The organism is Sphingomonas sp. 28-62-11 (genome assembly GCF_002278865.1).
In the GTDB taxonomy this organism is placed as follows: Bacteria; Pseudomonadota; Alphaproteobacteria; order Sphingomonadales; family Sphingomonadaceae; genus Sphingomonas.
In genome coordinates, this window is sequence record NZ_NCGB01000011.1 from 42,934 (window position 1) to 69,050 (window position 26,117).

The window sequence follows — 26,117 nt, forward strand, 5'->3', positions numbered from 1 at the left end:
TTTTGTTGCCATGAATGGTGACATGCGAGTATGATTAAATACCGAAGAGTTATCGGAATTCTCGATGAATGTCGGCAACTCAGCCCCCGAACGGTCATCGGCACTCATCTCGGCGGCGTTTAATCGGGCGCGCGATCATGCCCCCTTTCTGGCACATCTCATCGATCGTGAGCGCGATCTTGCGGCCGGCCTATCCGCCGGGATCCTGCCTGATGTTCAATCGATCCGCTTGAATGATCCCACCATGCCTGTCGGGCAAAGGCTGCGGATCGAGCGGCGTCGGCTGGCGCTGGTGGTGGCTGTGGGCGACCTGGCGGGGTGTTTCGACCTGACGGCGGTGACCAAGGCGCTGTCGGACTTTGCCGATTATGCGCTGGACGCCGCCATCCGCGCCGCGATCGCCGAGCGTACGCCTGAGGCGCCGATGTGTGGGTTTACCGCGATTGCGCTGGGCAAACAGGGTAGCCACGAACTCAATTACTCGTCTGACATTGATCCCATTTTGTTGTTCGATCCGGCGACCTTGCCCTGCCGTCCGCGTGAGGAACCCGATGATGCGGCGGTGCGGATCGGGCGACGTGTGATCGAACTGCTCCAAGCACGGGATGGCGACGGCTATGTGCTACGCGTCGACCTGCGGCTGCGTCCCTCGCCTGAAATTACGCCGATTGTGCTCCGGGTGGATGCGGCCATCGCTTATTATGAATCGCAGGCGCTGGCTTGGGAGCGCGCGGCGTACATTCGCGCGCGGGCGGCGGCGGGCGATTTGGCACTGGGGCGACGGTTTCTCGATGCGATAAAGCCTTTTGTGTGGCGGCGGACGCTCGATTTTGGCGCCATCGGGGAAATCAGGGGGATATCGCGGCGCATCCGCGATCACCATTCGCAGGGTCAGGTATTTGGGCCGGGTTATGACCTGAAGCGAGGGCGCGGCGGCATTCGCGAAGTAGAGTTTTTCGCGCAGATCCATCAGCTGATCCATGGCGGGCGTGATGCTTCCGTGCGCCCCGGCGCGACACGGATAGCGCTTGATCGGCTGGCGACTGGGGGATGGATCGATGCGGGGCAGGCCGCTGATCTTGCCGAGGCATATAGCTTGCTGAGGACGATCGAGCACCGCGTCCAGATGATCGATGATCGCCAGACCCACCAATTGCCGACCGGGGCCGCACTCGACTCGCTGGCACAATTGCACGGTCTTGCCGATGGCGATGCGCTGCTGGGACTGTTGCGACCCCATGTCGAGCGGGTGGGCGCGATTTATGACGGACTGGAGCCTGGCGATGCGCAGGCGCTATCGAGCGACGGAGAGGGATTGCTGTCGACACTGGCACGCGCAGGATTTGACGCGGAGGCGGCAAAAGTGGCGCGCGAGCGGATCGATAGCTGGCGATCAGGGGTATATCCGGCGTTGCGGAGCGGCGCGGCGCGTGCAGCGCTGGAGGCGGTGTTGACCGGACTGATCGACGCACTTGGCCAGTCACCCGATCCGGCTGGCGCGATCATCCGGCTCGATCACATCCTGGCGCGGTTATCGAGCGCCATCAATTTCTTCCGCTTGCTGGAGGCGCAACCGGCGCTGGCGCGGCTGCTCGGCGCGATCCTCAGCAACGCGCCGACCTTGGCCGATGCATTGGGGCGAAGGCCCGAGCTGCTCGACGGGCTGATCGATTCGACCGCACTCGATCCGGTCGGCACTGTTGAAACGCTGGCTGCGGAAATCGCCCCGCGGGTCGGCATGGATTATCAGGCGATGCTCGATCATGCCCGGCTGGTCGTGGGGGAGAAGCGGCTGGCGTTGGGCGCGCAGATCGTTGCCGGCGTGAGTGATCCGCTTGATGTGGCGGCGGGCTATGCGCGCGTCGCGGAGGCGGCAATCCAGGTGATTGTCAGGGCCACGAGAGATGATTTTGCGCGCCGCCATGGCCAGGTGCCGGGCAGCGAACTGGTGATACTGGCGCTGGGGCGGATGGGGGGCGGGGTGCTGACGCACGCGTCGGATCTCGATTTGATCTATCTTTTTACCGGCGACTACCTGGCCGAATCTGACGGAGAAAAATCTTTAGGCGCAGTTCTTTACTACAATCGGCTGGCACAACGTGTGAGTGCTGCGATGTCAGTACCGACCGCTGCCGGGCCGCTTTATGAGATCGATACCCGGTTGCGCCCGTCGGGGACCCAAGGGCCGCTGGTTGTCTCCACGACCGGGTTCGCCTTGTACCAACAGGAAAACGCCTGGACCTGGGAACATATGGCGCTCACGCGGGCGCGGCCGGTGTTTGGCTCAGCCGCCGCCCGTGCTGAAGTGGCGGCGACAATTGCGCGGGTGCTCGGCGGCGCCCGACCGCCGCGCGACATTATTGCTGATGGCGTCGCAATGCGGGCGGAGATGGCGGCGCACAAACCACCCGCCGGGCCGCTTGATGCCAAACTGCTGCCGGGCGGGCTCGTCGATCTCGAATTTACCGTCCACCTCGCGCAGCTCGTCCACCGCACCGGGTTTGACCCCGATCTTGGCCGCGCGATCGATTTGTTGATCGCCGCCGGTCTGCTGTCTCCCGCGATGCGCCCAGCGCATGATTTCCTAACCCGGTTGCTGGTAACGCTGCGGCTGGTGTCCCCCGACATGCAGCCACCGCCCCCGGCCACCCAGGCGCTCATCGTAAGAGCGATGGAGCTGACGGACTGGGCTGAACTGGTTGCGATTCTTGATTTGACGCGGCAGGACGTGCGCGAAAACTGGCAACGCATCAGCGAAAAGGCATGACGACGATGGCATTGAGCGAAGGCGAAAAACTCCCCGATATCGATCTGACGACGTCGAGCGGCGGCAAGGTCAATCTGCGCAGCTATATCGGCAAGCCGTTCGTGCTGTATTTCTATCCTAAGGACGACACGTCGGGCTGCACGCGTGAGGCGCAGGATTTCAGCCAGCATTTGAAGGAGTTTGAATCACTCGATACCGCTGTTCTCGGCGTATCGAAAGATTCACCGATCAAGCATCAGAAATTCATCGATAAATATGATTTGACGGTGCCGCTCGCGACCGATGAAAGCGGCGATGCCATGGAGACTTTTGGCGTCTGGGTCCAGAAGAGCATGTACGGCAAAACCTATATGGGGATCGACCGGTCGACCCTTCTGTTCGATGCCGAGGGCAAACTGGCGCGCAGCTGGCGGCGCGTGAAGGTCCCGGGCCATGCGATTGAGGTGCTTGAGGCGGTTCGCGACCTCGGTTGAGGGACAGCCGGGTAAAGGTTCCGTGAACGATTCGATCGAATCGCGTCTTGATTCGATCGATTCGAACCCGGAACATTTTCATGTGAGAACGCTCGCCGTCCCGATTCGATCCATAATTAACGGTTCTGAAACGATTCGCCGCGCCGCACCTTCGGTTGAACCCATGAAGCGCCTCGCGCTCTTGCTGTTCTGTGGTGCGGTTGCGAAGACGAATCGTCGACGCAGCGGAGGGGCCGTAGGCGCGACATCAGCGGGCGTCATGTCGCGTGACGCCGGCAATCAGATCGCCGGGGACTCATGGTAAAGAAGACGACGATTTCGATTGCGGACCGCATTGCGCAGGTTCGGGGGCAGTTCAAAACGCGTGATTTCATCTTTCATGATGGTCGCGATCTTCGCCGGTTCAGCATCGGGGGCAATACCCAGGCGGCGCTCGCCGGCGTTGCCGGTGTGACACTTTGTTTTTCGGCCTATGGCGTGGGGCACGCTGCCGTCACCGCGGTTCAATTGAGCGGTGTGCTGGAAACGCCTGCATCGCCCGAGGTCAAGGTTGCCCAGTTGCAGACGAAGCTCGTCAAAATGCAGGCTAACCTTGCAGCTGTGAAGCACGCCGCAGAAGTGCATGCATCCCGTGTAGAGCAGCGTCAGGCGCTGATCGTTGCCGTTCTCGAAGGCAAGAATTCGGGCAAATTGGTTTTGGCCAACGAAACCATCGATCCTGAAACCGCCGAAATCGCTGCTGACGTTATCGCGCCATTTAAGCGCGTCGAGCAGCGCCAGCTTTCGATGGCCGTAAAGGCAAAGGCGCTGGTTGAGCAGCGCTATGCCGCTGCTGCCAATCATGTTCGCCGCCTTGGCATCGCACCTGAGCGGTTCGTGCCGCGTCGTTTGGCGATGGGTGGCCCCTACGAACCCGTTGAGGGTGGTGCTGCTGCCCCCGATGTGCAGGCTGATCGGCAATTTCGGTCGTTGTTCCTGACCTGGAAGAAGCTCGATACGCTGGAACGCGGCGTTATCGCCATTCCGTCGACCCAGCCTGTCCAGCAAATCAGCTTCACGAGCAATTACGGCGTCCGCAATGATCCGTTCCGCGGTACAGTGGCGATGCATGCGGGTGTCGATATCCCCGGTTCGATTGGCACGCCCATTTTTGCAACGGCCGATGGCATTGTTGCGCGGTCCGAACGGGCAGGCGGTTACGGCAATCTGATCGAGGTCGATCATGGCCGGGGCATCGCCACACGCTATGGCCATTTGTCGAAGATCTTAGTGGCGCCGAACACGCGCGTCGTGCGTGGTCAGGTGATCGGCCTTATGGGATCGACTGGTCGTTCGACCGGCAGCCACCTCCATTACGAAGTCCGGATCGACGGCCATGCCGTTAATCCACTGCCTTTCCTGCAGTCGGCCGATTTCCTGCGGTCGGTGCAGGATCGCGCGTTGACAGCGGGCGGTGGCGTTGGTGGTCCGCGCGCCGAGAAGTAATTGATCGCGAGCTAGTCGCGCGGCGCCCCCAAAGCTGCCGGTAAGCCCCGTTGCCGCCGCATCATTCCGCGCCTATCTATCAGGCATGACAATGACGGACACTCAAGACTTAACGATCACCGCCGCGGCAGCAGCGCGGGTTGCAGCGATTGCAGCCAAGCAAGGGAAGCCAGCCATCCTCCGCCTTGCCGTAGATGGCGGTGGCTGTTCGGGCTTTCAGTATAAATTCGGTATGGCTGACGAGATTGCAAGCGATGATACCGTTGCTGAGTGTGACGGCGTTCGCCTGGTCGTCGATGCGATAAGTCTTGATCTGGTGCGCGGTTGTTCAGTCGACTTTGTCGAGACACTTGGTGGTACGGCGTTTCGGGTAGAGAACCCGCAGGCGGCGTCGGGATGTGGTTGCGGTTCGAGCTTCGCGGTTTGATGCGCTTGGCCCGCCGATCCGCGTTCTGATCCCGCGTGAAAATCGTCACCTATAATGTCAACGGCATTAAGGCGCGGCTGCCTCGGCTGATTGAGTACCTAGCCGAACAAGCGCCAGACGTCGTCTGTTTGCAGGAACTGAAATCGAGCGACGAGACCTTTCCCGAGGCCGACATCCGTGCCGCAGGCTATGGTGCGCTGTGGCACGGGCAAAAGGGCTTTAATGGCGTTGCAGTGCTCGCCAAGGGAGCTGATCCGGTCGAACGGCAACGCGGACTGATTGGCGAGCCCGAAGACGAACATAGCCGCTATCTGGAGTCCGAAGTCGACGGCGTGGTAATCGCTTCGATTTATTTGCCCAATGGCAATCCGCAGCCAGGGCCAAAGTTCGATTACAAATTGCGCTGGATCGATCGGCTGGCAGCGCGTGCCCGCGTGTTGCTCGCGGAAGAGCGCCCAGTTGTCCTAGCGGGCGATTACAATGTCATTCCAAATGACGACGATACCTATTCGGTGCCTGCGATGGCTGATGACGCGCTGATGCAGCCGGAAAGCCGAGCCAGTTTCCGCGCGCTTGTCGCGCAGGGCTGGACCGATGCGTTGCGCACCCGCCATCCGCGTGGCGGGGTGTGGACGTTCTGGGATTATCAAGCGGGCGCCTGGCAGCGCGATGCCGGTTTCCGGATCGATCACCTGCTGCTGAGCCCGCAAGCTGCCGATCGATTGATCGATGCCGGGGTCGATAAAGCCTATCGGGGCCGCGAAAAGGCCAGCGATCACGCGCCCACTTGGGCAATGCTTTCTGATCGCTGAACGGTGTATTTTTCGGAAAGATCGCAACCTGCGCCAACCGTTGGTGTATTGCTGTTACAATACAATGAATCACACTTTACTAACCATATGTAATACATACATAAAATGATCTGGCATGGTTGATGCAATACCGTTCGTGCGACTTCAATGAGGGTCGCGTAACGTATCGGGAGGTTCTCATGTCTGTTCGCAACGCAACCATCAAGACCGTATCACTGGCCGCAACCGCCGGCCTGTTCGCCACCGTTTTCGGCGCGTCGGCAGCTTTTGCCGCCGTCAAGGCTGAGGGCAACACGGCCGCTGCTACCGAAGCACCGGCCCCGGCCCCCGAAAAGGCGACAGCCGCCAATGACAAACGCCTCTATTGTGTGCGCTCCAATCCGACGGGATCGCGCATTACGCGGGAAAAATGCATGACCAAGGCGCAATGGGCGTCGCGCGGCTTTGACGTCGATAATCCCGAAGGTTGATCTGCCCTTGCCCAGCCCAATGCTGGACAGCCGAGCCGCGACGGTGTGCCCCTGCCGTCGCGGCAACGCGGCATCTACGCCCTGCGATCAGAGCGGGCGTTGATAGACCTGATAGATGCGGTTGATGCTGCCGTTGATCGTCTCGGCGATGGATCGCATCCCTTGATTGTCGTCGAGCACCCAGCCGATCTCCCCCCGCACCGCGCCATAACGGGTGATCGCGGCCTGACGGATATATTCGATCATCATGAAGGCGAGCTGGCTCGCCAGGCGCGATGCCTGCAATTCCTTCACCACGCCCATCAACGGTACGCGCATCGTGCGGACTTGCGGATTGCGCAGCCACAGCAACAGCTTGGCCCAGCCGAACGGCAACAACGAACCCTTTAGAGGCGCTATTGCCTCGTTGAGGTCGGGCAGGGTGATCATGAACGCGACCGGTTTGCCATCGAGCTCGGCGATCATGATCAGGTCTTCATAGACAATCGGTTTCAATTTCTTGCCGACATCGTCGATCTCGGGCTGGGTGAGCGGCACGAAGCCCCAATTATCAGACCAGGCATCGTTGAGGATGGCGAGGATCAGCGCTGCCTCCTCGGCGAATTTCGATTTGTCGACGCGGCGGATCTTGATGCGCGGGTTCTTTTCACCCGATGCAATGATGCGTTTGACGATCGGCGGAAAATAAACGGTTATATCAAGCTCGTAGGTCAGCAGCTGCTTTTCGGGCAGGTAGCCCGCTTCCTCAATCCATGCCTGATACCGCGCCGGGTGGTGCCCCATCATGACGGTTGGTGCATGATAATGTCCCTTGATCAGCAACCCCGGTTCTTCCCAGATCGACAGGCTGATCGGGCCGATCGCGCGGGTCATGCCCTGTTGGCGCAGCCAATCTTCGGCGGTGTTGATCAGCGCGCGTGCGGCGGTCGAATCATCCGCCTCAAACATCCCCCAAAAGCCAGTGCCGGGGCCAAAGCCGCGATCCGCAGGCATTTCCAGCGCAAGCGTATCGATATGCGCCGATATCCGCCCGACCGTCTTGTCGCCGCGCGTCGCGATGAACAACTGACCCTTGGCGTGGCTGAACCAGCCATTTTTTTTCGGATCGATGGTGCCCGCGACCTCGCTGCGCAGCGGTGGCACCCAATGCGGATCGCTGCTGTTCAGCGTGTAGGCGATCTCGATAAACGCCTTACGATCGGCCTTGCTGGTGACCGGGCGTACCGCGAGTGGATTGCTTGCCAAGATATCGGCCCCTTAGCGCAAGTGATTGGCTGGTTTCGGTGTGCAGTCCGTCCTTCGGTGGCGCGAGTCAAGCCGCAGGTTTCGCCACCATGCTGCCACTATTTTTGGGCAAAGGCTGCGGCTATGACCAACGCAATTTCGCTCGATCGGCGTGAGGCCGAGTCCGCTGCTGTCCCATCGTCGCGTCCCACGCACCCGCAACGCATCGCCGACGACATGGCAATGCTGCGCACCGCGGCAGAACTGACGCGTGATTTGAACGCGCCACGTCCCGCCATTTACTGGACCGACATGACCCTGTCGGCGGTGATTGGTTATGCCGCGCTGGCGGCAGCGATTGTCGTTACGTCACCTGTTCTCGCCGTCCTTGCAGGCATCGTCGCGGTGCTGGCACTGTACCGTGCGGGCAGCTTCATCCATGAACTCACCCACATTAAGCACAGTTCGGTGCCGGGCTTCCGGCTCGGCTGGAACCTGCTAGTCGGCGTGCCGATGCTGGTGCCATCATTCATGTATGAAGGCGTGCACAGCCTGCACCATGCCCGCACGCGCTATGGCACGGCGGAAGATCCCGAATATCTGCCGCTCGCGCTGATGAAGCCCTGGTCGCTGCCGCTGTTCATCGCGGCCTCGCTGCTTGCGCCGATTGCGCTGCTGTTCCGCTTTGCGGTGCTGACCCCTCTGGCGGCTTTGTTCCCAGCGGTGCGGCACAAGGTGGTGACGCGGATGTCGGCGCTGTCGATCAACCCGTCGTTCGAGCGCCGCGCGCCCGAAGGCGAGCTTGCCCGCCAATGGCGCTGGCAGGCCGCCGCCTGCAGCGTGTTCGCGATTGCGTTGTTGACGGGCGTGGCGACGGGCATGGTGCCGTTGCGCGGTTTCCTGATCTTCCTCGCGATCGTCTCGGCCGTCGCCGTAATCAATCAGGTCCGCACGCTGGTCGCGCATCTGTGGGAGAATGAGGGCGAGGCGATGACCGTTACCGCCCAGTATCTCGATACCGTCAACGTGCCCCCACCCGCGCTGCTGCCGGTGCTGTGGGCACCGGTTGGCCTGCGCTATCACGCGCTGCATCATCTGATCCCGGGTCTGCCGTACCATTCACTGGCCGAAGCGCATCGGCGGCTGGCCAAGACGCTTGACGCTGGATCGCCCTATCACCGCGCCAACTACCCCGGCCTGCCCGGTCTGGTGCGCCGGATCGTGGTGAGCACGATGACGGTTGGCAGCACGCGCTGACGGCGCGGGGGTCATTAAGCCTGGGGGTGCCGCCCTTCTGTAGCTGCTCGATCAAGGTGCAAGAGGACTGTTGTTCGCGTTTGCTTGTGGACCCACTGACCACAGCACACGGTTTCCCTTAACCTCTTCTGCAAAGTGATCAAGAAAGCCGTTCGCCAGGAACCATTCGAGGCGGTAGGTTCCCCAGTTAATGCGTTTAGTGTCCAGGTCCTGCTCCTCGCGCTTGGCCCACCATTCTAACTTCAACGCCGTGTCGCGCCCGCCCTCTGGTGTTGCGCCCATGCGTGCTAGCCAGGCGAAGACGCGCGGATGCTGTTCGGGGGTCGACCCAATCCGCAGCAATTGCGCTGATCCAAGCTGCGGGAACAATGCGAAGTCCGCTACTGAAAGGGCGCCGACAACATAGTCGCGCCCATCAAGCAATGTTTCGAGTTCGCTATACACGCGGATCAAATCGCGTTTCGCCGCGTCAATCAAGCCTGGCGGTGGCGGCGGAATATCAGCCCATTTGTAAATTGCGACGTCCGTTACAATGGCATCAATTGCCGTATCAGCATCACGTTCCCACCGTCTGACCGTCGCATAAGCTGCGGGATCAGAAGGATAGATCGCTAGTTTAGGATATTTGCGGTCCAGATAGAGAAGAATATCGGCCGAGTTCACGATCGTAAGGCCGTCATCAACCAGGATCGGGATCTCGGCACGTGGGTTATACGCCGGATACTTCGCGATATCACAGCTGTCGAAGACTTCGTGATCGATCCCCTTCCAATCGAGAACCATCCGGACTTTGCGGCAAAACGGGCTAAGCGCGGAATAACAAAGCAGCATAACGACTCCTATCTAGACCGGTCGTCATAGTTGCGTGCGCTGCCCAAGCGTGTCAAGGTACCTTATGAATTCTACGGAGGAACCTGCACGACCCCAGGCGCGTGCCCGAACGATGATGATCCGCGCTGCAGCCGATCTTCTGCAACGCCATGGCTATCATGGGACCGGCGTTGCTGACATTTTGACGCAGGCCCAGGCACCGCGCGGTTCGCTCTATCACCACTTTCCCGGCGGCAAGCGCCAGATCGTGATGGAAGCGCTCGACTACTCAGCCAAGCGGTTTGCCCGCGATATCGAAGGCGTTGCGAGCAAAAGTGCGACGCTGGCGGCGTATTTGGAGGGGCTCACCGAATTGTCAAAGCGCGACCTCATCGCAACAGGGTACGCATCGGGCTGTCCAATCGCCGCAGTGGCGCTTGATGTGCCCTGTGACGAAACACAAATCCTTGAACGATGTTCGGACGGCTTTGACCTCTGGTCTAAAGCTGTCGCCGCAGGACTCGTCGCGCACGGGTTTGAGCAAGAACGCGCACTAACCCTTGGCCGCACCTTTGTTCGCTTCATGCTGGGTGCAACGATGGTGGGGCGGGCAACACGGCAGACCAGTGCGATTGACGACGCGGCGGCTCAGTTCGTTACCTTGACCACTTGCTAGCAATCCCCCTCACTCCTCAGATCGCACCAGCACAATTTCCCCGATTAGCAGGAACAGGAAGAACGGCGCCCAGGCCGCGAGGATGGGCGGATAGGCCCCCAGATTGCCCATCGCGAGCGCGAAGTTATCCGCGACGAAATAGGCAAAACCCAGCAGCATCGCGATGACGGCGCGGATGAACAATTTGCCCGATCGCGCGATGCCGAACGCGGCGACTGCGCCGAGCAATGGCATCAGTACCGACGAGAGCGGCCCGGAGATCTTGTGCCACAGCGACCCCTCAAGCGCCTTGGTCGGGCGGCCGGCATCGTTGAGATCGCTGATCGCGCTGCTGAGCGCGCCGAACGACAGACCATTCGGATCGACATTGGTGAGCGTAAATTGATCGGGCCGTACCCCGCGCGCGACGACGATAGCGCCGAGCGGGCTGATCCGGCCGCTCGCCACATCGAACCGGCTTGCCGAATCGACTCGCCAGCCGCCTTCGACTCGCCCGCCGCCCGCCGAGCGGATGATACCGATCAGGTTGCCGTTCTGGCGATCATAAATGGTGATGCCGGTCAGCTTCACGGCATCGCCCTTGCCCTTCACGGTATCGACCTCGATCAAATCCTCGCCGTCGCGCACCCATACATTGGTGCGATCGCCCCGGTCGATCGGCAGGGCGGCATATTGGACCTTTTGCCAGCGGTTGAGCGTGGCGGTGGCGCGCGAGACAATCCGGTCGTTGAAGGCAAACGACAAGATCGCGATGATGAAACTCGCCAGGATCAGCGGCGCGAGCACCTGATGCGCCGACAGGCCGGAGCCTTTCAGCGCGACGATCTCGCTATTCTGGTTGAGGGTACTGAGCGTCAGGATGGTGCTGAGCAGGACGGAGAAAGGCAGGAACCGCTCGATAATCTGCGGCACGCGAAAGCCGACATAGCGCCAAACCTCGGCATCGCCATTGCCCGCCACTGCCAGAATTTTACCCGATTCACTCAGCAGATCGAGCGCCTGTAGCACCAGCACCAGTGCCGCCAGAATGGCAAAGGTCCGCACGATGAACAGGCGCGCCATGTAAAGCGCCACGGTGCGCGAAGGGAAGAACTGCGCCTGCATTACACGGCCCTTTGGCGTTTCTGGCCCGGCATCCGGCTGGCAACCGCCTTGCCGATCGATGCAAACGCCTTTTCCAATGCGCCGATCGGCTGGCCGCCGGGCACATAGGCGATCTGATAATACATCCAGAATACCAGCGCGGCGAAGATAACGAACGGCACCCACAGCGCCACGAACGGATCGATCAGGCCCAGGCCACCGATCGCTTCGGCATACTCGTTCACTTTATGATACGTCACGATCATAACGATCGACAGGAACACCCCGAGCGCTGACGATGATCGCTTGGGCGGCACCCCCAGCGCGAGCGCGAGCAGCGGCAGCAGGAAGATCGTCGCGACCTCCACCAGCCGGAAGTGGAACGCTGATCGGCTCGTATCGCGCAGCATGGCGGGCGTATCGCTCGCGCCACCGATCCGGGCGAGTTCGGGCAGGGTCAGTTCCAGATTGCGCCCGCCGCGCCCGCGGAAATTCTCCGATTTGGGCAGCGGGATCGGCAAATCATGCGAGGTAAAGGTCAGCACGCGCGGCACCGAAAAGCCCGGTTCGGCATTGATCAGCGTACCATTGGTGAGGCGAAAGATGATCTCGTCCGGATTGTCGGTCGCCAGGAACTGGCCGGTCGCTGCCGTCACCGCAGTCCAGCCGCCCTTGGCGGTTTCGGCATGGACGAAAATGCCCGAAAGTTTGCGACCCTGATCCTCGCTGCGTTCGATCCGTACCGTCGCGCCGCGCGGGAAATTGGTGAACTCGCCGACTTTGATCGATGCACCCAGCGCGCCGGTGCGCAGCTCAAACCGCAACCCTTCGTAAGCGTAGCGCGCATAGGGTTGCACGAAGCCGACGATTGCCAGATTGACCAGCGCGAGCCCCAGGGCAAACATATATGGCACCCGCAACAGCCGGGTATAGCTGATCCCCACCGCGCGCATCACATCCAGCTCTGATGTCGTCGCGAGCCGCCGGAAGGCGAGCAGCACGCCGAGCAGCAGGCCGATCGGAATGCCGAGCCCCAGATATTCGGGGATCAGATTGGCAAGCATTTGCCACACCACGCTCACCGGGCCGCCTTCGGTCGCGACAAAATCGAACAGAATCCGCATGCGATCGAGCACCAGCAGCATCAACGCGATGACGAGGTTGGCAAGCAGCGGCACCGCGATCAGGCGGGCCATGTGTCGATCGATCGAGTTCATGAAGAACGCAGGCGCCTAAACGAAAAAGCGGGCAACAGAATATCTCCCGTTGCGCGGGCTATATCGTGCAACACTGGTGTCGTCAGCAGCCAAATCACGCAGCCCGGCTGCCCATGCTGCCGAGGGGGCTGTCGACGCGCTGGTATTGTATCATCGTGGTGGCAATCGCGCGGTCCAGCGCGGCGATGGTGAAGGGTTTGCGCACCACCTGATGCCCGCCAATATCGTCGGTACCGCCAGCTTCGCCGACAAAGCCGGTCACGAACAGGGCGCGGATATGGGGAAAGCGCGCACGGATGCGCGCCACCACTTCCGGTCCGGTCAGCCCCGGCATCAGCACGTCGGATATGACCAGATCGATATCGGGTTGGGCGACAATCTTGTCGAGCGCCTGGGCCGGATCGCCGCAGCCGACCACCCGATGGCCAAGTTCTTCGAGTGCCCCGGTGGTGGCGACAAGCACGCGGGGATCATCCTCGACCACCAGGATGTTGTACCGCCGCTGCGCCGTTCGATCGGCGACATCAGCTGCATTCGGTGCGGGCTGCGCCGTGACGTGGCCGATATGCCGCTGGAGATAGAGGGTCACGGTGGTGCCCTTGCCGCGTTCGGACTGGATCGCAATCTCCCCCTCTGACTGGCGGACGAAGCCAAAGATCTGGCTCAGGCCAAGCCCGGTACCCTTGCCGACGGGTTTGGTGGTGAAGAATGGTTCGAACACGCGCTCCATCACCGCCGGCGTCATCCCACAGCCGGTGTCAGTCACAGCGATCGCCACATAGTCGCCTGCGGGGCAGTTGCCGATCTGACCCGCCACAAGCCTTGCGCTGTGCGTGGCGATGGTCAACGTGCCGCGTCCCTCCATCGCATCGCGCGCGTTGACGGCCAGATTGAGCAGCGCATTTTCGAGCTGGTGCCGATCAACCCAGACGCACCAGCCATCGCCTTCGTCGACGGTGGTGACGATGATGGCATCGCCCAAGGTGCGATCGAGCAAATCGGACATGCCTTGGATCAGTTCGGCCGGATCGATCGCCGCTGGCAGCAAGGCATCGGCGCGCGAAAAGGCAAGCAGCTGGCGGGTGAGGGCCGCCGCACGATTGGCGCCTTCGGTGGCGTTATCGATGTTGCGGGTCGCGGCGGCGGGATTGCCGATGTTGCGCTTGGCGAGCTCCAGCCCGCCGAGAACGACGGCGAGCATATTGTTGAAATCATGCGCGATGCCGCCGGTCAGCTGGCCCACGGCCTCCATCTTTTGCACCTGGCGCAGCTTTTCCTCGGCTGACAGGCGTTCATTGGCCTCCAGCCTCAGCCTTTCGGTGGCGGCAGCGACGGCGCGCTCAAGCTCAAAGGCGCGTTCCCGCTCTGCATCGGCTTCTGCCCGCGCCAAACCGCGCTGGCCGAGCGCCTGCACCGTCATCCAGCCCAGAATGATCGCACCCAATACGATCAGCACACCAAAGGCGACGAGCACTAGCGCTGCATCAGTCGACCGCTTGACCGACTGGAGCGCTTCGTTCGTGCGGGCGTTCAACAGCGCGCGCTCGGCTTCGATGATATCGTCGAGCAAGGCGTTGATGCGCAGCAACGGCTTTGATTCCCGTGCCTGATAATAGCGCGCCAGCGCCTGATCATTTTTCTTGTAGCGCGTGCTGAGCGCGATCAGCGCCAGCTCGTCGCTGCGCTCCCGATAGGCCTGGCGCAGCGCGGCGATGCGTTCACGCTGGCCGCCGTGATTGCCCAAATTTGCCCTTTCGAGCTGGTTGATCTGGTCGCCCGCCTGCTGCCATTGCTCACCATAAAGCACGCCCAACCGGTTATCGGCACTGATGACGTAGCGGCCAAGCGCGGCTTCAGCGCGCGCGGTGGTGGCGGACAAGGTGCGCGCAAGCAGCGTGACCTGCGAACTGCGTGTTTGCAGCACCAATGCCCGATCACGCTGACGATTGGCTTCACCCATCGTCAGGATCAGCCCGATCAGGACCATCGCGCCTAAGGCCGCAACCCCTAGCAACAGCCAGACGCGGGTCTGCGCGTCGCTGCTGTCGTTGGTCAGCGGATGGGCATGATCGTCGATCATCACCCCTGCATGATAGCCCGCCAACGCTTTACTGCATAGCGCAGCGCGGCGCTGCGACTCAGGCGATCGCGCCTACGGCGCGTCCTGCCGCCTCAAACAATCCCAATATCTGCGTCACTTGCGCGTCGGTATGTTCGGCGCATAGCGAACAGCGCAGCAGGAAGGTACCGGCCGGGGTCGCGGGCGGGCGGGCCATGTTCACGTACAGACCATTATCGAGCAGCGCCTGCCACATCATCACCGCTTGCGCCTGATCGTCCAGAATGATTGCAATGATCGCCGATTGCGGGGTTTCCGTGCCCAACTTGAAACCCATAGCGGTCAACCCGCCGTGCAGCCGCCGTGCATTTTCCCACAGATGCTGGCGCTTGTTATGCGCATACATCAGTTTGCGGATCGATGTCGCTGCGGTGGCGACTACCGACGGCGGCAGGCTGGCGGTGAAGATATAGGGGCGGCACACCATCCGCATCGCTTCGAACTTCGGATGATTCGATACGCAGAAACCGCCGACGGTGCCGACCGATTTGGAAAAGGTGCCGATGATGAAATCGACGTCGCGTCCCAGATCGAGGTCAAGTTCCTCATAAACGCCGCGGCCATGCGGGCCGAAAAAGCCCATCGAATGCGCTTCGTCGACCAGCACCATTGCACCGTGCTTGCGCGCGACGGCGACCATTTCCTTCAGCGGCGCAATATCGCCCAACATCGAATAGACGCCTTCGAGCACCACCAGCTTGCCCGGCTCGGCGGGCAGACGGCCCAGGCGTTTGTCGAGATCCTCTACCGAGTTGTGGCGGAAGCGGACGATCTCGGCATTGCCCAGCGCGCAGCCATCATAAATCGAGGCATGGCTATCGGCATCGAGGATGATGTATTCGCCCTTGCCGGCGAGCGTGGAGATGATCCCCAGATTGGCCTGATAGCCGGTCGAAAAGACCATGGCGGACGATGCGCCGTAGAATTCCTTCAACGCGTCTTCGGCATCGATGTGATCGCGGAAAGTGCCGTTGAGCATCCGGCTGCCATTGGTGCCCGATCCGAACTGATCGAGCGCATCCTTACCCGCCTGGATCACATCGGCGTCGAAGGTCATGCCCATATAGTTATAGGTGCCGAGCAGGATCGTTTCCTTGCCCTTGATCATAGCGACGGTGGGCGATTTCACCTCGTCCATGACGATCGAGAAGGGATCGCGCACGCCGGTATCGAGCAAAGCCTGTTTTTCCGCGATCAGGCCGTCGAATTTGGTGAACAGATCCCGTTCGGGGGCGATAGTTTCCACCTCGATCGGCAGGGCCTCGTCGGTATTGGGGGCGGTGGCGGCAGCTTCGGTCATGGCAGGATGTTTCCGATGAGGGGTAGGGTCAGTGGTCGGTTCAGGGCCGGTTCGCAGACAGGTACGCGCCGATCAGCCCTTGAGCTTCACAACCGCATCGACCAGTTGGCCGACGGTTTCGATTTCGGCCTGCATGTTCATGGTGATGATGATGTCGAAATCATCCTCGATCGCGGCGACGAAATCCATCACGGTCAGGCTGTCCCATTCGAGATCGCCCTGGAAAGTCGTCGCCTCGGTGAGCGCGACGCCTTTTTTGTTGAACGGCTCGATCAGCGCAGTGATCGTCTCATAAATGGCGGTGCGGTCGCTCATGGTCATCCTTGTGTTTCGGACCCGTAACGTTCGGGGTGTCTGATCCGCCTTGGCAAGCAAATGCGGCGGCTTTCTGTCCGATCTATAGCAGGCGCTTGGCGCGATACCATGCTGCCGTCTCGGCCAGACCATGTACCGTATCGATCCGGGGCAGCCACAGCGCCGGATCGGGGCGCTTCGCTGGATCGACCGTCCAGTCGGGGTGGCACATATAACCGACCCGGTCCGCCGTCAGCTTGGCCTTTGGTCCGCGAAACAAGCCGTCGATGCGCGCCGCCAGCGACAGGATCGCGCGCGGCAGCGGCAACGGCATCACGCGCTGGCCGACTGCGGCGCCGATCGCGCCAGCCAGGAAATCGCTATGCGTCCAGCCGCCCGGGGTCCCGTCATCGGGCTCGATCGTCAGGCGCCCGGCATCCTGCACCGCCAGCGTCAGCAGCAGCCGGGCGAGATCATCGACATGGATGACCGCCATCTTGCCGGGCGGGGGCATCACCGCAATGCCGAGTTTGGCGATCCGGAAGGTATCGAGCATCTCCATGTCGCCCGGGCCGTAGACGGCGGGTGGGCGCACGATCGTCCAGGCGAGCGGGCTCGTCTCGACCCGGCGTTCGCTCTCTGCTTTCGACCAGCCGTAATTGGACAGGCCCGGCTCGCGCGCGGCGAGCGAGGAGACATGGACGAAGCGCGCCACCCGCGCGGCAACGCTTACATCGATCATCGCCTGGGTGCCCACGATGTTGCCGGCCGCAAAGCCATCGCGGTCGGGCGCGTTGACCACCCCGGCGACGTGAAGCACGGCGTCCGAGCCGTCGACCAGTCGGGCGAGGGCATCGGGTGTATCCAGCGCACCCTCGATCCAGGTGACGTTCGGCTGGGCAGGCTGCGGACGGCGAGCGAGCGCGCGGATTTGATGCCCGGCCTCCACCGCTAGCGCAATGACGCGGCTGCCGACAAAGCCTGTGCCGCCGGTTAGCGCGATGTTCATAGCAACGCCATGTGGTTGCGGTGGACCAATGCCGAGCGCGGGGCATAGCCCAGGATCGTGGCCTGATCCTCGCTGCGCTTGCCGCACAGCCGCGCGGCGTCTGTGGCGTCATATTCGCTTAGGCCGCGCGCGATGGCTGTACCTTGAGGACCGATGATCGCGACCAGATCGCCGCGCTTGAACTTGCCGGAAACGCCCGTGGCACCCGCCGCCAACAGGCTCTTTCCGCTCGCCAGTGCCGCGCTGGCCCCGGCATCCACAATAATCTCGCCCTTCGCCGTCAGGCCGCCCGATAGCCACGCTTTGCGCGCGCTCGCGCTACGTTCGGCCACAAACAATGTGCCGCGCCCGCTTTCGCCAAAAAGCTTTAGTGGATGATCGATCCGCCCCGAAGCGATGGCCAGCGCGATGCCTGCTCCCGTCGCGATCCGGGCAGCGGCGATCTTTGATGCCATCCCACCCGATCCCATGCCCGACGCGCTATCGCCGCTCGCCATCGCGTCGATTTTGCCATCGATCCGCTCGACGCGTTTAACCAACTGTGCATCGGGGTGGATGAGGGGGTTGGCGTCGAACAGCCCGTCCACATCGGACAACAGGATCACCCCATGCGCGCCCGCTGCCTGCGCTACCCGAGCGGCCAGCCGATCATTGTCGCCGAACCGGATTTCCTCGGTTGCGACCGAATCATTTTCGTTCAGGACGGGCACGACACCCAGCGTCATCAGTCGGTTAAGCGTCGCCGACGCGTTGAGATAGCGTCGCCTATCCTCGAGATCATCAAGCGTGATGAGCATCTGGGCGGCGGTCAGCCCTTCGCCATCGAGCAGCTGAGCCCAGATCTGACTGAGCGCGATTTGCCCTGTGGCGGCTGCCGCCTGGGCATCTTCCAGGTTCGCGCGCCCGCCCTTGGCCAGCTTCAGCCGCCGAGCGCCTAGTGCAATCGCGCCTGACGACACGACCGCAACCTGCTGCCCTGCCTTTACACGTGCCGCGATATCCGCCGCCAACGTCGCGAGCCAATCGCGTCGCACCTGCCCGTCGGGCGTGACGAGCAACGACGATCCGACCTTAACGATCAGACGCGGGCAGGCTGCAGGGGAAAAGGAATCGCTCACCGTGGATCGGCTCAGATCGGCGACCATTCCGCCGGTTCCTCGCTCTCCCCCGACGCCGGCGCCGCTTCGAGCGGGCCGATAGCGTCGACCAGCCGGTCGAGCACCGCAGGAATGCCTTCGCCGCCCGCGCCCGAAAGCAGCATCACCTCGGCCTTGCTTGCGCGTTTCAGCTTGGTGGCGAGTTTTTTCACCTCGGCGGCGGGGAGAGCGTCGATCTTGTTCAGGCCGATCACCTCGGGCTTGTCGATCAATCCGGCGCCATAGGCATCGAGTTCTCCACGGACGATCCTGTAGTTTTCCACAGGGTTATCCTCGGTTGCATCCACAAGGTGGAGCAGCACCTTACACCGCTCGATATGACCCAGGAATCGGTCGCCAATGCCCGCGCCGTCGGCTGCGCCCTCGATCAGACCGGGGATGTCCGCGATTACGAATTCGCGGTTGTGATGGCTAACGACGCCCAATTGCGGGCGGGTGGTGGTGAAGGGATAATCGCCAACCTTGGCATTGGCATTGGTCGTCGCATTGATGAAGGTCGATTTGCCGGCATTGGGCAAGCCCACCAGCCCGGCATCGGCGAGCAGTTTCAGCCGCAGCCAGACCCAGCCTTCCTCGCCCGGCCAGCCAGTGCCATGCTGGCGCGGGGTGCGGTTCGTCGACGTCTTGTAGCTGGCATTGCCGCGCCCGCCATCGCCGCCCCGCATGAAAACGGTGCGTTGGCCCGGCACGGTGAAGTCGGCGAGCACATGCTCGCGATCCTCGCTCAACACCTGGGTGCCGACGGGGACGCGGATGATGAGATCATCGCCGCCAGCGCCGGTGCGGTTCTGCCCTGCACCGCCCTTGCCGCGCGGCGCACGGAAATGCTGGGTGTAGCGAAAGTCGATCAGCGTGTTCAGGCCCGCAACGGCCTCAAAAATGATGTCGCCGCCTTTGCCGCCATTGCCGCCATTGGGGCCGCCATATTCAATGAACTTTTCACGGCGAAACGATACCGCGCCAGGGCCACCGGCGCCCGAACGGACGAAAATCTTGGCTTGATCGAGAAAATGCATCGCGCACCTCTAGCGCAATGCAGCATTTTATCCAGTGCGGGGTCTTTCAGGTCTTTACCGGCAACCCAGCCGCCAGCCGTGATGCCGTAAGCTGACGCACCGCCAGCGCGCGTGCCATGCTGCGCGGCAGGCGGAGCGCATTCGCCATCGGGCCGCCCAACAGGGCATCGCCCAGCGCCATCAGCACCAGCGATAATGTTTCTTCGTGCAGGGCAGGGCCGTGCATGTCCTTATCCTCGGCCAGCTGATCGACCAGGCCGTGGATCGCCTCCAGGATCGGATCGAGCGCGTCTTCGTTGCCCGACAGGATCATCCAGCTGGCAAGCGCGCCAGCGCCTTCCTTCCCGAAGGCATCGAACGTCAAGTCGACGACTTCGCGCGGATCATGATCGCCCGTGCGGGCGCGCATGACGGCGGCAGCGATGGTATCGACAATGGTGCCGGCCATGCTGGCGATCAGCGCCTTTTGCAGCCCCGCCGCAGAGCCGAAATGGTGGAGCAGATTGGCATGCGTCCGCCCGATGCGGGCCGCGACTGCCTTTAGTGTCACCGCCTGTGGCCCTGCCTCAAGCAGCAGCGCGCGCGCCGCATCCAGCGCATTGTCGCGTGATTCTTCCGGGGAGAGACGGCGGCGGGCTATTGACACGAGTGTAAGTACGACCTATTGACATGAGTGTAAGTTGAGAACCCAGAGTCATTCTGTTCGGAGGTTTTTGTGGCGAAAGCAACCAGTCCTGATGATTTGACGATCACGCCGCGCGATCTGCGTTTTGGCCGCACCCAGAAAATGGGTCGCTGGTGGTTGAATAATGATCCCTATGCCACTGCCTTCTATAACGCCTTGTCGGTAACATTTCCGAAGGGTGAGGGTTATTTCATCGACAGCGTCCGGCAGTTTCGCGAGGGAACGCCGCCCAAGCTGAATGCTGAGATCAACGCGTTCATCAAGCAGGAAGTGATGCACACGCGCGAGCATGTGGCGTTCAACCGTCATGTCGTCGATCAGGGCTATGACGTCACCTTGCTCGAACGCCATGTCGACGAGGCGCTTGCGCTCACCAAGGGCCGTCCGCCGATCGCCAATCTTGCCGCGACCATGGCGCTCGAGCATTTCACCGCAATCATCGCGCATGAACTGATCGCCACGCCCGCGCATCTGGCGGGCGGTGAGCAGCAGCCGGTCGCGCTGTGGCGCTGGCACGCCGCCGAGGAAATCGAGCATAAGGGCGTCGCCTATGACACTTGGCTGCATGCCACGCGTGATTGGCCGCGCTTCACCCGCTGGCGTGTCAAAGCGATCGTGATGCTGCTGACGACGTTCAAATTCTTTGAAGGGCGCCGCAAAGGCATGCTCGAACTGTTGCGGCAGGACGGGCTGACCGGCCCCGTCGTCTGGGCAAAGCTTGCCTGGTATGTGTTCGGCAACCCCGGCATGGGCCGCAAGGTAATGGGGGCATGGTTCTCGTTTTTCCTCCCCGGTTTTCATCCGTGGAACCATGACGATCGCAAACTGATTGCGCTTGCCGAAAGCGATTATGAAGCGGCGGTGCTCCCGCGCGCTGACAGGGAATTGGCAGCGGCCTGACCCCTTCGGTCGCTGCGTTTAGCCGTTCGGGCAGGGCATCGCCCCGCCCGAACGGCATTTTTATGTCACGCTGCCATACGCTCCGGGTCTTCACACGATCCCTCTTCGGACAGGTCGAGTTCCAGCGTCGCGCAGGGCTTGTCGATGCCGAGCGCCAGGCAGTGACGCATTTCGACGCCTGTCGTGTGGAAACCGAGCTTCGCCAGCACGCGTCCCGATGCGGGGTTGTCGATGAAATAGCCCGACCTCAGCCGCTTCAGCCCCATCGCGTGGCGGGCAATCCCCAGCATCGCGCGACCAGCCTCAGTTGCATAACCGCGGCCCCACGCATTGGGGGTCAACCAATAGCCGATCTCGTGCCCGCCCTTTTCGGCATCGGGATGAATCCCGATCGCGCCGATCAGGCGGGGGGAGGGACCTTCATGCGCCATGATGAGCAGCGTCAGGTCGCGCCGTCCCTGCGGTCGCTTTAGCCATTCGGCGGCATGATCGACGCTGTAGGGCCAAGGCAGCGTGGCTAGCTTGAACGCCACGGCTTCATGCGCAATCGCGTTGGTCAGCACAGCCGCATCCTCCGGCCAGCCGGGGCGCAGCGTCAATCTGGGGGTCCGAGCGAACATCCTAACTCTCCTCGTCGGTCGGCTTGCCGCTCGCACGCCGGGATGACGGTTGCGCGACAAAGCTGTTGAGGGAGCAAGAAAAAAGGGAGCCTGGGTGGACCCGGCTCCCTTGTTTGGCTGGTGCCGCCTGCGCGGCACCCCGGATCACCCTGGTGGGTAACCCGGTTGGTCACCCGATGTTATTCGAGCGTGTGATCCTTGCCGATGCCGACATTGCGGCCCGGATAGAACTTCGTCCCGCGCTGGCGCACGAGAATGTTGCCGGGGACGACTTCCTGCCCGCCGAACTTCTTCACGCCAAGGCGACGGCCTGCTGAGTCGCGACCGTTGCGCGAAGAGCCGCCTGCTTTCTTATGTGCCATTGTCTGTCTTCCTCAGGATTCGTTTTTACGCTTCGGCGCTCTGGGCTTCGCCTTCGGGCGCTGCCTTCTTGGCCTTGGCGGGCTTCTTTTCCTCGGCAGCGCCGATGCTCAGGATCTTCAGGATCGTGTGCTGCTGGCGGTGGCCGTTGCGGCGGCGATAATTGTGGCGGCGACGCTTCTTGAAGACGATGACCTTCTCGCCCTTCGCCTGCGCGATGATTTCCGCAGCAACCGTCAAGCCTTCGACTGACTTCAGCTCGGCGCCTTCGCCTGCGAGCAGCACATCACCGAGCGTGATCGACGCACCGGCTTCACCGTCGAGCTTTTCGACGACGATCTTGTCTCCAGCGGCAACGCGGTATTGCTTGCCGCCCGTGCGCACGACTGCGAACATGGCTAAAATCTCTTTCAAATAGATCACCCCACGCACGGCGGACCGGCGCGGAAAGAGGGGCGAATTATGCGACGAGGCTGATTCTGTCAACCACAGAGCGGATTGGCCTGTCAGTGATTGTCCTATGTTGCTTTGCAGCAACAGCCGAATGACATTCGTATGACGGTTAACTGCGTAGCATTGTTACGCTGAACTGCTGAGATATGATCATTTTTATGCGGCAGATGTCGCAAGATTATTATTTTCCGAGGGGGAATCAGATGCGTACTCACAACCTTACCCGTCTGGCGATTTCGGCGTCGGCGCTCGCTATGTTGCTGGCGGCGCCTGCCTATGCACAAACGGCACCCGGCGATCCGGTTGCGACCGAAGAAGAAGCGCCTGCCGACCCCGCGATCATTGTTACGGGCAGTCGCTTTTCAGGTCGCACCGCTGCTGACAGCACCGTTCCGATCGACGTGATCGCCGCCGAACAGCTAACCCGAGGTGGCGCAACCGAAACGAACAAGCTGCTGAACCAGCTGGTCCCTTCGTTCAACTTCCCGCAGCCGTCACTCACCGACGGGACCGATTCGTTGCGTCCCGCCACGCTGCGTGGCTTGGCGCCTGACCAGACGCTCGTGCTGATCAATGGCAAGCGCCGCCATACGTCGGCGCTGCTTAATCTCAACGGATCGGTCGGGCGCGGGTCGTCGGCGGTCGATCTCAACCAAATTCCAGCCGTTGCGATCGAACGGATCGAAGTGCTGCGCGATGGCGCATCGTCGCAATATGGGTCGGACGCGATTGCGGGTGTCATCAACATCCAGCTGAACAAGAAGGCAGGCGTCCAGACGCTGGTCACCTATGGCCGATACATCACGACGCTGGATGGTGTACCCGACGTGACGGGCGTCTTGACCGGCCCTAATGGCCTCCCAGTGATTGCCACGGCGGGCGGCGGCAACAATGATTTGCTGACGTTGACCGATACAGGCCGAGACAAGACCGTTGGCGACGGCAATACGCTGACCATCGCCGCGCGGGTCGGCTTGCCTGTCGGTGATGACGGCTATCTGGTGTTTTCGGGCCAGTTTCGTGACCGTGACCCAACCAACCGGTCGGCCGCCGATCCGCGTCGCCAGTATGCCACCATCGGTGATCCACGCGAATTGACGATTAACCGGTTCAACCACCGCTATGGCGACGGCCAGGTCGAAGACTTCAACTTCTTCGTCAATGGCGGCTATGATTTGATGCCGGATGTCGAGCTGTATGCTTTTGGCAGCTATGGCATTCGCGACGGCAATGGTGCTGGGTTTTTCCGCCGGCCCAATGATGCCCGCAACCGCGATTTCGCCGCTTCGACCACGACGTTCGTTCCCTTCTATGCCGATGGTTTCCTGCCGCTCATCAATTCGCAGATCGAAGATGTGGCCGGTGCGGTAGGACTGAAGGGTGACATTGGCAGCGGCATTCTAGCCGATCTGTCGGTTGTCTATGGATCGAACCAGCTCGATTACATCGTGTCGAACAGCTTCAACGTCTCGCTGGGCGGGATCAACAGCCCCCGGGTGTTCGATGCGGGCGGCATCGCTGCTGGGCAGACGGTGGTGAACCTCGATCTCAGCAAGCGGTTCGACGTCGGCTTTGTCGAAAGTTTCGGCATCGCGGTTGGCGGTGAATTCCGTGATGAGAATTTCAAGATCCGCGCCGGGTCAGTGTCAAGCTTCATCAACGGACCTTTCTCTGCAGCACCTTTCAACGGTGCCGGCGGCGCGCAGGTGTTTCCGGGCTTCCGCCCGAACAATGCCGTCGATGTGTCGCGCAACAGCTTTGCCTTCTACGGCGAAATCGACACCAGCATCACCAAGACGCTGACGTTGCAGGTTGCCGGTCGCTACGAACGCTTCTCTGATTTTGGCAGCACCGTGAACGGCAAGGTTGCCGGGCGATGGGAATTCCTGCCTGGCTATGCGATCCGCGGATCGGTCTCGACTGGTTTCCGCGCGCCGAGCCTTGCGCAGCAATTCTTCGAGACCACATCGACCAACAACGTCAACGGGACGCTGATCGAAATCGGTACCTTCCCGGTTTCCGACCCAGTTGCCGTGGCGCTTGGGTCGCGCCAACTTGAAGCGGAAAAGGCCACCAATTTCGGTGGCGGCTTTGCCTTGAACCCCTTCGACGGCTTCTCGCTCACTGCCGATTACTACAACATCCGAATCCGCGATCGTGTGGTGTTGACCGAAAACCTTCAGGGCGCTGCGGTGGTCGGCATTCTCACAGCGGCAGGCATCAATAACGTCACGTCGGCACGCTTTTTCGTCAATGGCGTCAATACCAAGACCCAGGGCGTCGACATTGTTGCAACCTATAAAGTTCCGGAATTCGGGCTGGGCCTCTTCCGTTTGACTGCTGGGTATAACTATAACGAAACCACGATCACCCGCCGGGCAACGTTGCCATCCTTGCCAGGTCTGACCCTGTTCGGTCGCGCTGAATCGTTCCGCCTCACCGATGGTCAGCCACAGGACAAGCTGAACCTGTCGGTGGATTGGAGCCTTGATCGCTTCTCGGCCACGTTCCGCACCAATCGCTTTGGTTCGGTCTTTGTCGCCGGCACCTCAACGAATCTCGCCGTCGCCCAAGGCGCAGGGCCAGCCGATTTCACGCTGTCGCCGAAATGGGTGAGCGACGTCGAAATCCGCGCCAAGGTGTATCAGGGCATCGAGCTGGCGGTGGGTGCTGATAACGTGTTCGATACCTATCCGGATCGCGTGCCCGCCGGCGGCGTGTTCGGCGTGAACGGGTTCTTCCTGCCCTATTCGAACCTGTCGCCCTTCGGGTTCAACGGGCGCTTCCTCTATGGCCGTATCTCTGCCAGCTTCTGATCGATCGGTCACCAACACAGAAAAAGGGGGCTGCGAGGCCCCCTTTTTTTATTCGGTCGATTGTCTTGCGTTGATCTAACTGGTTCTAGTGGCGGTGCTCACGGCGCAAATTGTAGCGGCCATCGACATAATCGGTGAACAGGCCTGAGATCGCCGGGTGATCGACCGGCTCCTCGCTATCGTCGAGCACCAGGTTCTGCTGGCTGACATAGGCGACATAGCTGCTCTCCACATTCTCGGCGAGCAAGTGATAGAAAGGCTGGTCCTTGCGCGGGCGGATATCGAGCGGGATCGCATCATACCATTCTTCGCTGTTGGCAAAGACCGGATCGACATCGAAAATGACCCCACGGAAATCGAACACACGGTGCCGCACCACATCACCAATGGCGAAGCTGGCATGGGAGACCGGGGGCAGCACGATGCTGGAATCGGAGGGGAGGGTGGGGATGTGAGTGCGATGCATAGATACAATCTAGTGGTTGTTGCGCGCTGCACAAGCGGCATGCTTGTAACACCGGAATGTTTGGGCTAGAGGCCCGCCTTCGACCGATCCGCGGCACCATTTTATTTGAATGGCGGGCGTGAGATTCCCTCGCGGAGAGGTGGCAGAGTGGTCGAATGTACCGCACTCGAAATGCGGCGTGGGTGCAAGCTCACCGTGGGTTCGAATCCCACCCTCTCCGC

At 61.4% G+C, this 26,117-nt stretch carries 25 protein-coding genes, 1 tRNA gene and 1 pseudogene; 12 read left to right on the forward strand and 15 right to left on the reverse strand.

Annotated features, from left to right (window positions below; all coding sequences use genetic code 11):
• Positions 1-64: 64 nt before the first annotated feature.
• From B7Y49_RS05000 to B7Y49_RS05030, 7 genes are all read left to right on the forward strand, one after another.
• Complete coding sequence (locus B7Y49_RS05000; RefSeq protein WP_374126474.1) at positions 65-2,767, forward strand: glutamine-synthetase adenylyltransferase; 2,703 nt, start codon at positions 65-67, stop codon at positions 2,765-2,767.
• 5 nt (positions 2,768-2,772) lie between these two features.
• Entirely contained in the window at positions 2,773-3,240 is a 468-nt protein-coding gene (locus B7Y49_RS05005; protein ID WP_374126501.1) for a peroxiredoxin, read from the forward strand.
• A 22-nt stretch (positions 3,241-3,262) separates the two neighbouring features.
• Positions 3,263-3,544, forward strand: a complete 282-nt coding sequence (locus tag B7Y49_RS05010; RefSeq protein WP_374126475.1) for a hypothetical protein — start codon at positions 3,263-3,265, stop codon at positions 3,542-3,544.
• A complete protein-coding gene (locus B7Y49_RS05015; RefSeq protein ID WP_374126476.1) occupies positions 3,538-4,725 on the forward strand; it encodes a M23 family metallopeptidase in 1,188 nt (395 codons plus the stop codon). Before B7Y49_RS05010 ends, B7Y49_RS05015 begins: the two co-directional genes overlap by 7 nt.
• An 85-nt stretch (positions 4,726-4,810) precedes the next feature.
• Positions 4,811-5,152 carry an iron-sulfur cluster insertion protein ErpA gene (erpA, locus tag B7Y49_RS05020; RefSeq protein ID WP_374126477.1) on the forward strand — a complete coding sequence of 114 codons (342 nt, stop codon included), beginning with the start codon at positions 4,811-4,813 and terminating at the stop codon, positions 5,150-5,152.
• 35 nt (positions 5,153-5,187) lie between these two features.
• The gene (xth, locus tag B7Y49_RS05025; protein ID WP_374126478.1) at positions 5,188-5,964 is read left to right on the forward strand and encodes an exodeoxyribonuclease III; all 777 of its coding nucleotides are present in this window, start codon (positions 5,188-5,190) and stop codon (positions 5,962-5,964) included.
• 179 nt (positions 5,965-6,143) lie between these two features.
• A complete protein-coding gene (locus tag B7Y49_RS05030; RefSeq protein ID WP_374126479.1) occupies positions 6,144-6,434 on the forward strand; it encodes a hypothetical protein in 291 nt (96 codons plus the stop codon).
• Positions 6,435-6,521: 87 nt separating this feature from the next.
• Here the strand turns inward: B7Y49_RS05030 and B7Y49_RS05035 are convergent, their stop codons facing one another.
• On the reverse strand, positions 6,522-7,679 hold the full coding sequence (locus B7Y49_RS05035; protein ID WP_374126480.1) for an N-acetyltransferase: 1,158 nt from the start codon (positions 7,677-7,679) through the stop codon (positions 6,522-6,524).
• Positions 7,680-7,802: 123 nt separating this feature from the next.
• On the opposite strand from B7Y49_RS05035, the gene B7Y49_RS05040 reads away from it, so the two are divergent.
• Positions 7,803-8,915, forward strand: coding sequence for a fatty acid desaturase (locus tag B7Y49_RS05040; protein ID WP_374126481.1), 1,113 nt, complete (start codon positions 7,803-7,805; stop codon positions 8,913-8,915).
• A 51-nt stretch (positions 8,916-8,966) separates the two neighbouring features.
• Here B7Y49_RS05040 and B7Y49_RS05045 read toward each other — a convergent pair whose 3' ends face one another.
• On the reverse strand, positions 8,967-9,746 hold the full coding sequence (locus B7Y49_RS05045) for a glutathione S-transferase family protein (protein ID WP_374126482.1): 780 nt from the start codon (positions 9,744-9,746) through the stop codon (positions 8,967-8,969).
• Positions 9,747-9,810: 64 nt separating this feature from the next.
• Here B7Y49_RS05045 and B7Y49_RS05050 point away from each other — a divergent pair, with 64 nt between their 5' ends.
• On the forward strand, positions 9,811-10,401 hold the full coding sequence (locus B7Y49_RS05050; RefSeq protein ID WP_374126483.1) for a TetR/AcrR family transcriptional regulator: 591 nt from the start codon (positions 9,811-9,813) through the stop codon (positions 10,399-10,401).
• 9 nt (positions 10,402-10,410) lie between these two features.
• On the opposite strand, the gene lptG is transcribed toward B7Y49_RS05050, so the two are convergent.
• From lptG to B7Y49_RS05095, 9 genes are all read right to left on the reverse strand, one after another.
• Complete coding sequence (gene lptG, locus B7Y49_RS05055) at positions 10,411-11,505, reverse strand: LPS export ABC transporter permease LptG (protein WP_374126484.1); 1,095 nt, start codon at positions 11,503-11,505, stop codon at positions 10,411-10,413.
• Complete coding sequence (gene lptF, locus B7Y49_RS05060; protein WP_374126485.1) at positions 11,505-12,701, reverse strand: LPS export ABC transporter permease LptF; 1,197 nt, start codon at positions 12,699-12,701, stop codon at positions 11,505-11,507. Before lptF ends, lptG begins: the two co-directional genes overlap by 1 nt.
• 94 nt (positions 12,702-12,795) lie before the next feature.
• A complete protein-coding gene (locus B7Y49_RS05065; protein WP_374126486.1) occupies positions 12,796-14,805 on the reverse strand; it encodes an ATP-binding protein in 2,010 nt (669 codons plus the stop codon).
• Positions 14,806-14,839: 34 nt separating this feature from the next.
• Positions 14,840-16,120, reverse strand: coding sequence for an aminotransferase class I/II-fold pyridoxal phosphate-dependent enzyme (locus B7Y49_RS05070; protein WP_374126487.1), 1,281 nt, complete (start codon positions 16,118-16,120; stop codon positions 14,840-14,842).
• A 72-nt stretch (positions 16,121-16,192) separates the two neighbouring features.
• Positions 16,193-16,435: an acyl carrier protein gene (locus B7Y49_RS05075; RefSeq protein ID WP_374126488.1), complete on the reverse strand. Its 243-nt coding sequence runs from the start codon at positions 16,433-16,435 to the stop codon at positions 16,193-16,195.
• Between the two features lie 82 nt (positions 16,436-16,517).
• Positions 16,518-17,423 (reverse strand): NAD(P)-dependent oxidoreductase, encoded by a 906-nt coding sequence (locus B7Y49_RS05080; RefSeq protein ID WP_374126489.1) that lies wholly within the window; start codon positions 17,421-17,423, stop codon positions 16,518-16,520.
• Complete coding sequence (gene proB / locus B7Y49_RS05085; RefSeq protein ID WP_374126490.1) at positions 17,420-18,568, reverse strand: glutamate 5-kinase; 1,149 nt, start codon at positions 18,566-18,568, stop codon at positions 17,420-17,422. Before proB ends, B7Y49_RS05080 begins: the two co-directional genes overlap by 4 nt.
• A complete protein-coding gene (gene obgE / locus B7Y49_RS05090; RefSeq protein WP_374126491.1) occupies positions 18,553-19,596 on the reverse strand; it encodes a GTPase Obg in 1,044 nt (347 codons plus the stop codon). Before obgE ends, proB begins: the two co-directional genes overlap by 16 nt.
• A 46-nt stretch (positions 19,597-19,642) precedes the next feature.
• Positions 19,643-20,242 carry a TetR family transcriptional regulator gene (locus B7Y49_RS05095; protein WP_374126492.1) on the reverse strand — a complete coding sequence of 200 codons (600 nt, stop codon included), beginning with the start codon at positions 20,240-20,242 and terminating at the stop codon, positions 19,643-19,645.
• Between the two features lie 69 nt (positions 20,243-20,311).
• Between B7Y49_RS05095 and B7Y49_RS05100 the strand changes: the two genes are divergently transcribed.
• On the forward strand, positions 20,312-21,181 hold the full coding sequence (locus B7Y49_RS05100; protein ID WP_374126493.1) for a metal-dependent hydrolase: 870 nt from the start codon (positions 20,312-20,314) through the stop codon (positions 21,179-21,181).
• Positions 21,182-21,246: 65 nt separating this feature from the next.
• On the opposite strand, the gene B7Y49_RS05105 is transcribed toward B7Y49_RS05100, so the two are convergent.
• From B7Y49_RS05105 to rplU, 3 genes and pseudogenes are all read right to left on the reverse strand, one after another.
• Positions 21,247-21,801, reverse strand: coding sequence for a GNAT family N-acetyltransferase (locus B7Y49_RS05105; protein WP_374126494.1), 555 nt, complete (start codon positions 21,799-21,801; stop codon positions 21,247-21,249).
• 185 nt (positions 21,802-21,986) lie between these two features.
• Positions 21,987-22,163, reverse strand: a pseudogene (gene rpmA, locus B7Y49_RS05110) (50S ribosomal protein L27); the annotation flags it as partial.
• Between the two features lie 25 nt (positions 22,164-22,188).
• Positions 22,189-22,557: a bL21 family ribosomal protein gene (gene rplU, locus B7Y49_RS05115; protein ID WP_374126495.1), complete on the reverse strand. Its 369-nt coding sequence runs from the start codon at positions 22,555-22,557 to the stop codon at positions 22,189-22,191.
• Between the two features lie 260 nt (positions 22,558-22,817).
• Between rplU and B7Y49_RS05120 the strand changes: the two genes are divergently transcribed.
• The gene (locus B7Y49_RS05120; protein WP_374126496.1) at positions 22,818-25,430 is read left to right on the forward strand and encodes a TonB-dependent siderophore receptor; all 2,613 of its coding nucleotides are present in this window, start codon (positions 22,818-22,820) and stop codon (positions 25,428-25,430) included.
• Positions 25,431-25,515: 85 nt separating this feature from the next.
• On the opposite strand, the gene hspQ is transcribed toward B7Y49_RS05120, so the two are convergent.
• Positions 25,516-25,896 carry a heat shock protein HspQ gene (hspQ, locus tag B7Y49_RS05125; RefSeq protein ID WP_374126497.1) on the reverse strand — a complete coding sequence of 127 codons (381 nt, stop codon included), beginning with the start codon at positions 25,894-25,896 and terminating at the stop codon, positions 25,516-25,518.
• Between the two features lie 133 nt (positions 25,897-26,029).
• Here hspQ and B7Y49_RS05130 point away from each other — a divergent pair.
• A tRNA-Ser gene (locus B7Y49_RS05130) sits at positions 26,030-26,116 on the forward strand.
• The last annotated feature ends 1 nt before the right edge of the window (position 26,117 follow it).

Coding starts and splice junctions, on each gene's coding strand:
- B7Y49_RS05000 (WP_374126474.1), top strand. CDS start 65: ATGAATGTCGGCAACTCAGCCCCCGAACGGTCATCGGCACTCATCTCG.
- B7Y49_RS05005 (WP_374126501.1), top strand. CDS start 2,773: ATGGCATTGAGCGAAGGCGAAAAACTCCCCGATATCGATCTGACGACG.
- B7Y49_RS05015 (WP_374126476.1), top strand. CDS start 3,538: ATGGTAAAGAAGACGACGATTTCGATTGCGGACCGCATTGCGCAGGTT.
- erpA (WP_374126477.1), top strand. CDS start 4,811: ATGACAATGACGGACACTCAAGACTTAACGATCACCGCCGCGGCAGCA.
- B7Y49_RS05030 (WP_374126479.1), top strand. CDS start 6,144: ATGTCTGTTCGCAACGCAACCATCAAGACCGTATCACTGGCCGCAACC.
- B7Y49_RS05040 (WP_374126481.1), top strand. CDS start 7,803: ATGACCAACGCAATTTCGCTCGATCGGCGTGAGGCCGAGTCCGCTGCT.
- B7Y49_RS05045 (WP_374126482.1), bottom strand. CDS start 9,746: ATGCTGCTTTGTTATTCCGCGCTTAGCCCGTTTTGCCGCAAAGTCCGG.
- B7Y49_RS05050 (WP_374126483.1), top strand. CDS start 9,811: ATGAATTCTACGGAGGAACCTGCACGACCCCAGGCGCGTGCCCGAACG.
- lptG (WP_374126484.1), bottom strand. CDS start 11,505: ATGCAGGCGCAGTTCTTCCCTTCGCGCACCGTGGCGCTTTACATGGCG.
- lptF (WP_374126485.1), bottom strand. CDS start 12,701: ATGAACTCGATCGATCGACACATGGCCCGCCTGATCGCGGTGCCGCTG.
- B7Y49_RS05070 (WP_374126487.1), bottom strand. CDS start 16,120: ATGACCGAAGCTGCCGCCACCGCCCCCAATACCGACGAGGCCCTGCCG.
- B7Y49_RS05075 (WP_374126488.1), bottom strand. CDS start 16,435: ATGAGCGACCGCACCGCCATTTATGAGACGATCACTGCGCTGATCGAG.
- B7Y49_RS05080 (WP_374126489.1), bottom strand. CDS start 17,423: ATGAACATCGCGCTAACCGGCGGCACAGGCTTTGTCGGCAGCCGCGTC.
- proB (WP_374126490.1), bottom strand. CDS start 18,568: ATGGTCGCCGATCTGAGCCGATCCACGGTGAGCGATTCCTTTTCCCCT.
- obgE (WP_374126491.1), bottom strand. CDS start 19,596: ATGCATTTTCTCGATCAAGCCAAGATTTTCGTCCGTTCGGGCGCCGGT.
- B7Y49_RS05105 (WP_374126494.1), bottom strand. CDS start 21,801: ATGTTCGCTCGGACCCCCAGATTGACGCTGCGCCCCGGCTGGCCGGAG.
- rplU (WP_374126495.1), bottom strand. CDS start 22,557: ATGTTCGCAGTCGTGCGCACGGGCGGCAAGCAATACCGCGTTGCCGCT.
- B7Y49_RS05120 (WP_374126496.1), top strand. CDS start 22,818: ATGCGTACTCACAACCTTACCCGTCTGGCGATTTCGGCGTCGGCGCTC.
- hspQ (WP_374126497.1), bottom strand. CDS start 25,896: ATGCATCGCACTCACATCCCCACCCTCCCCTCCGATTCCAGCATCGTG.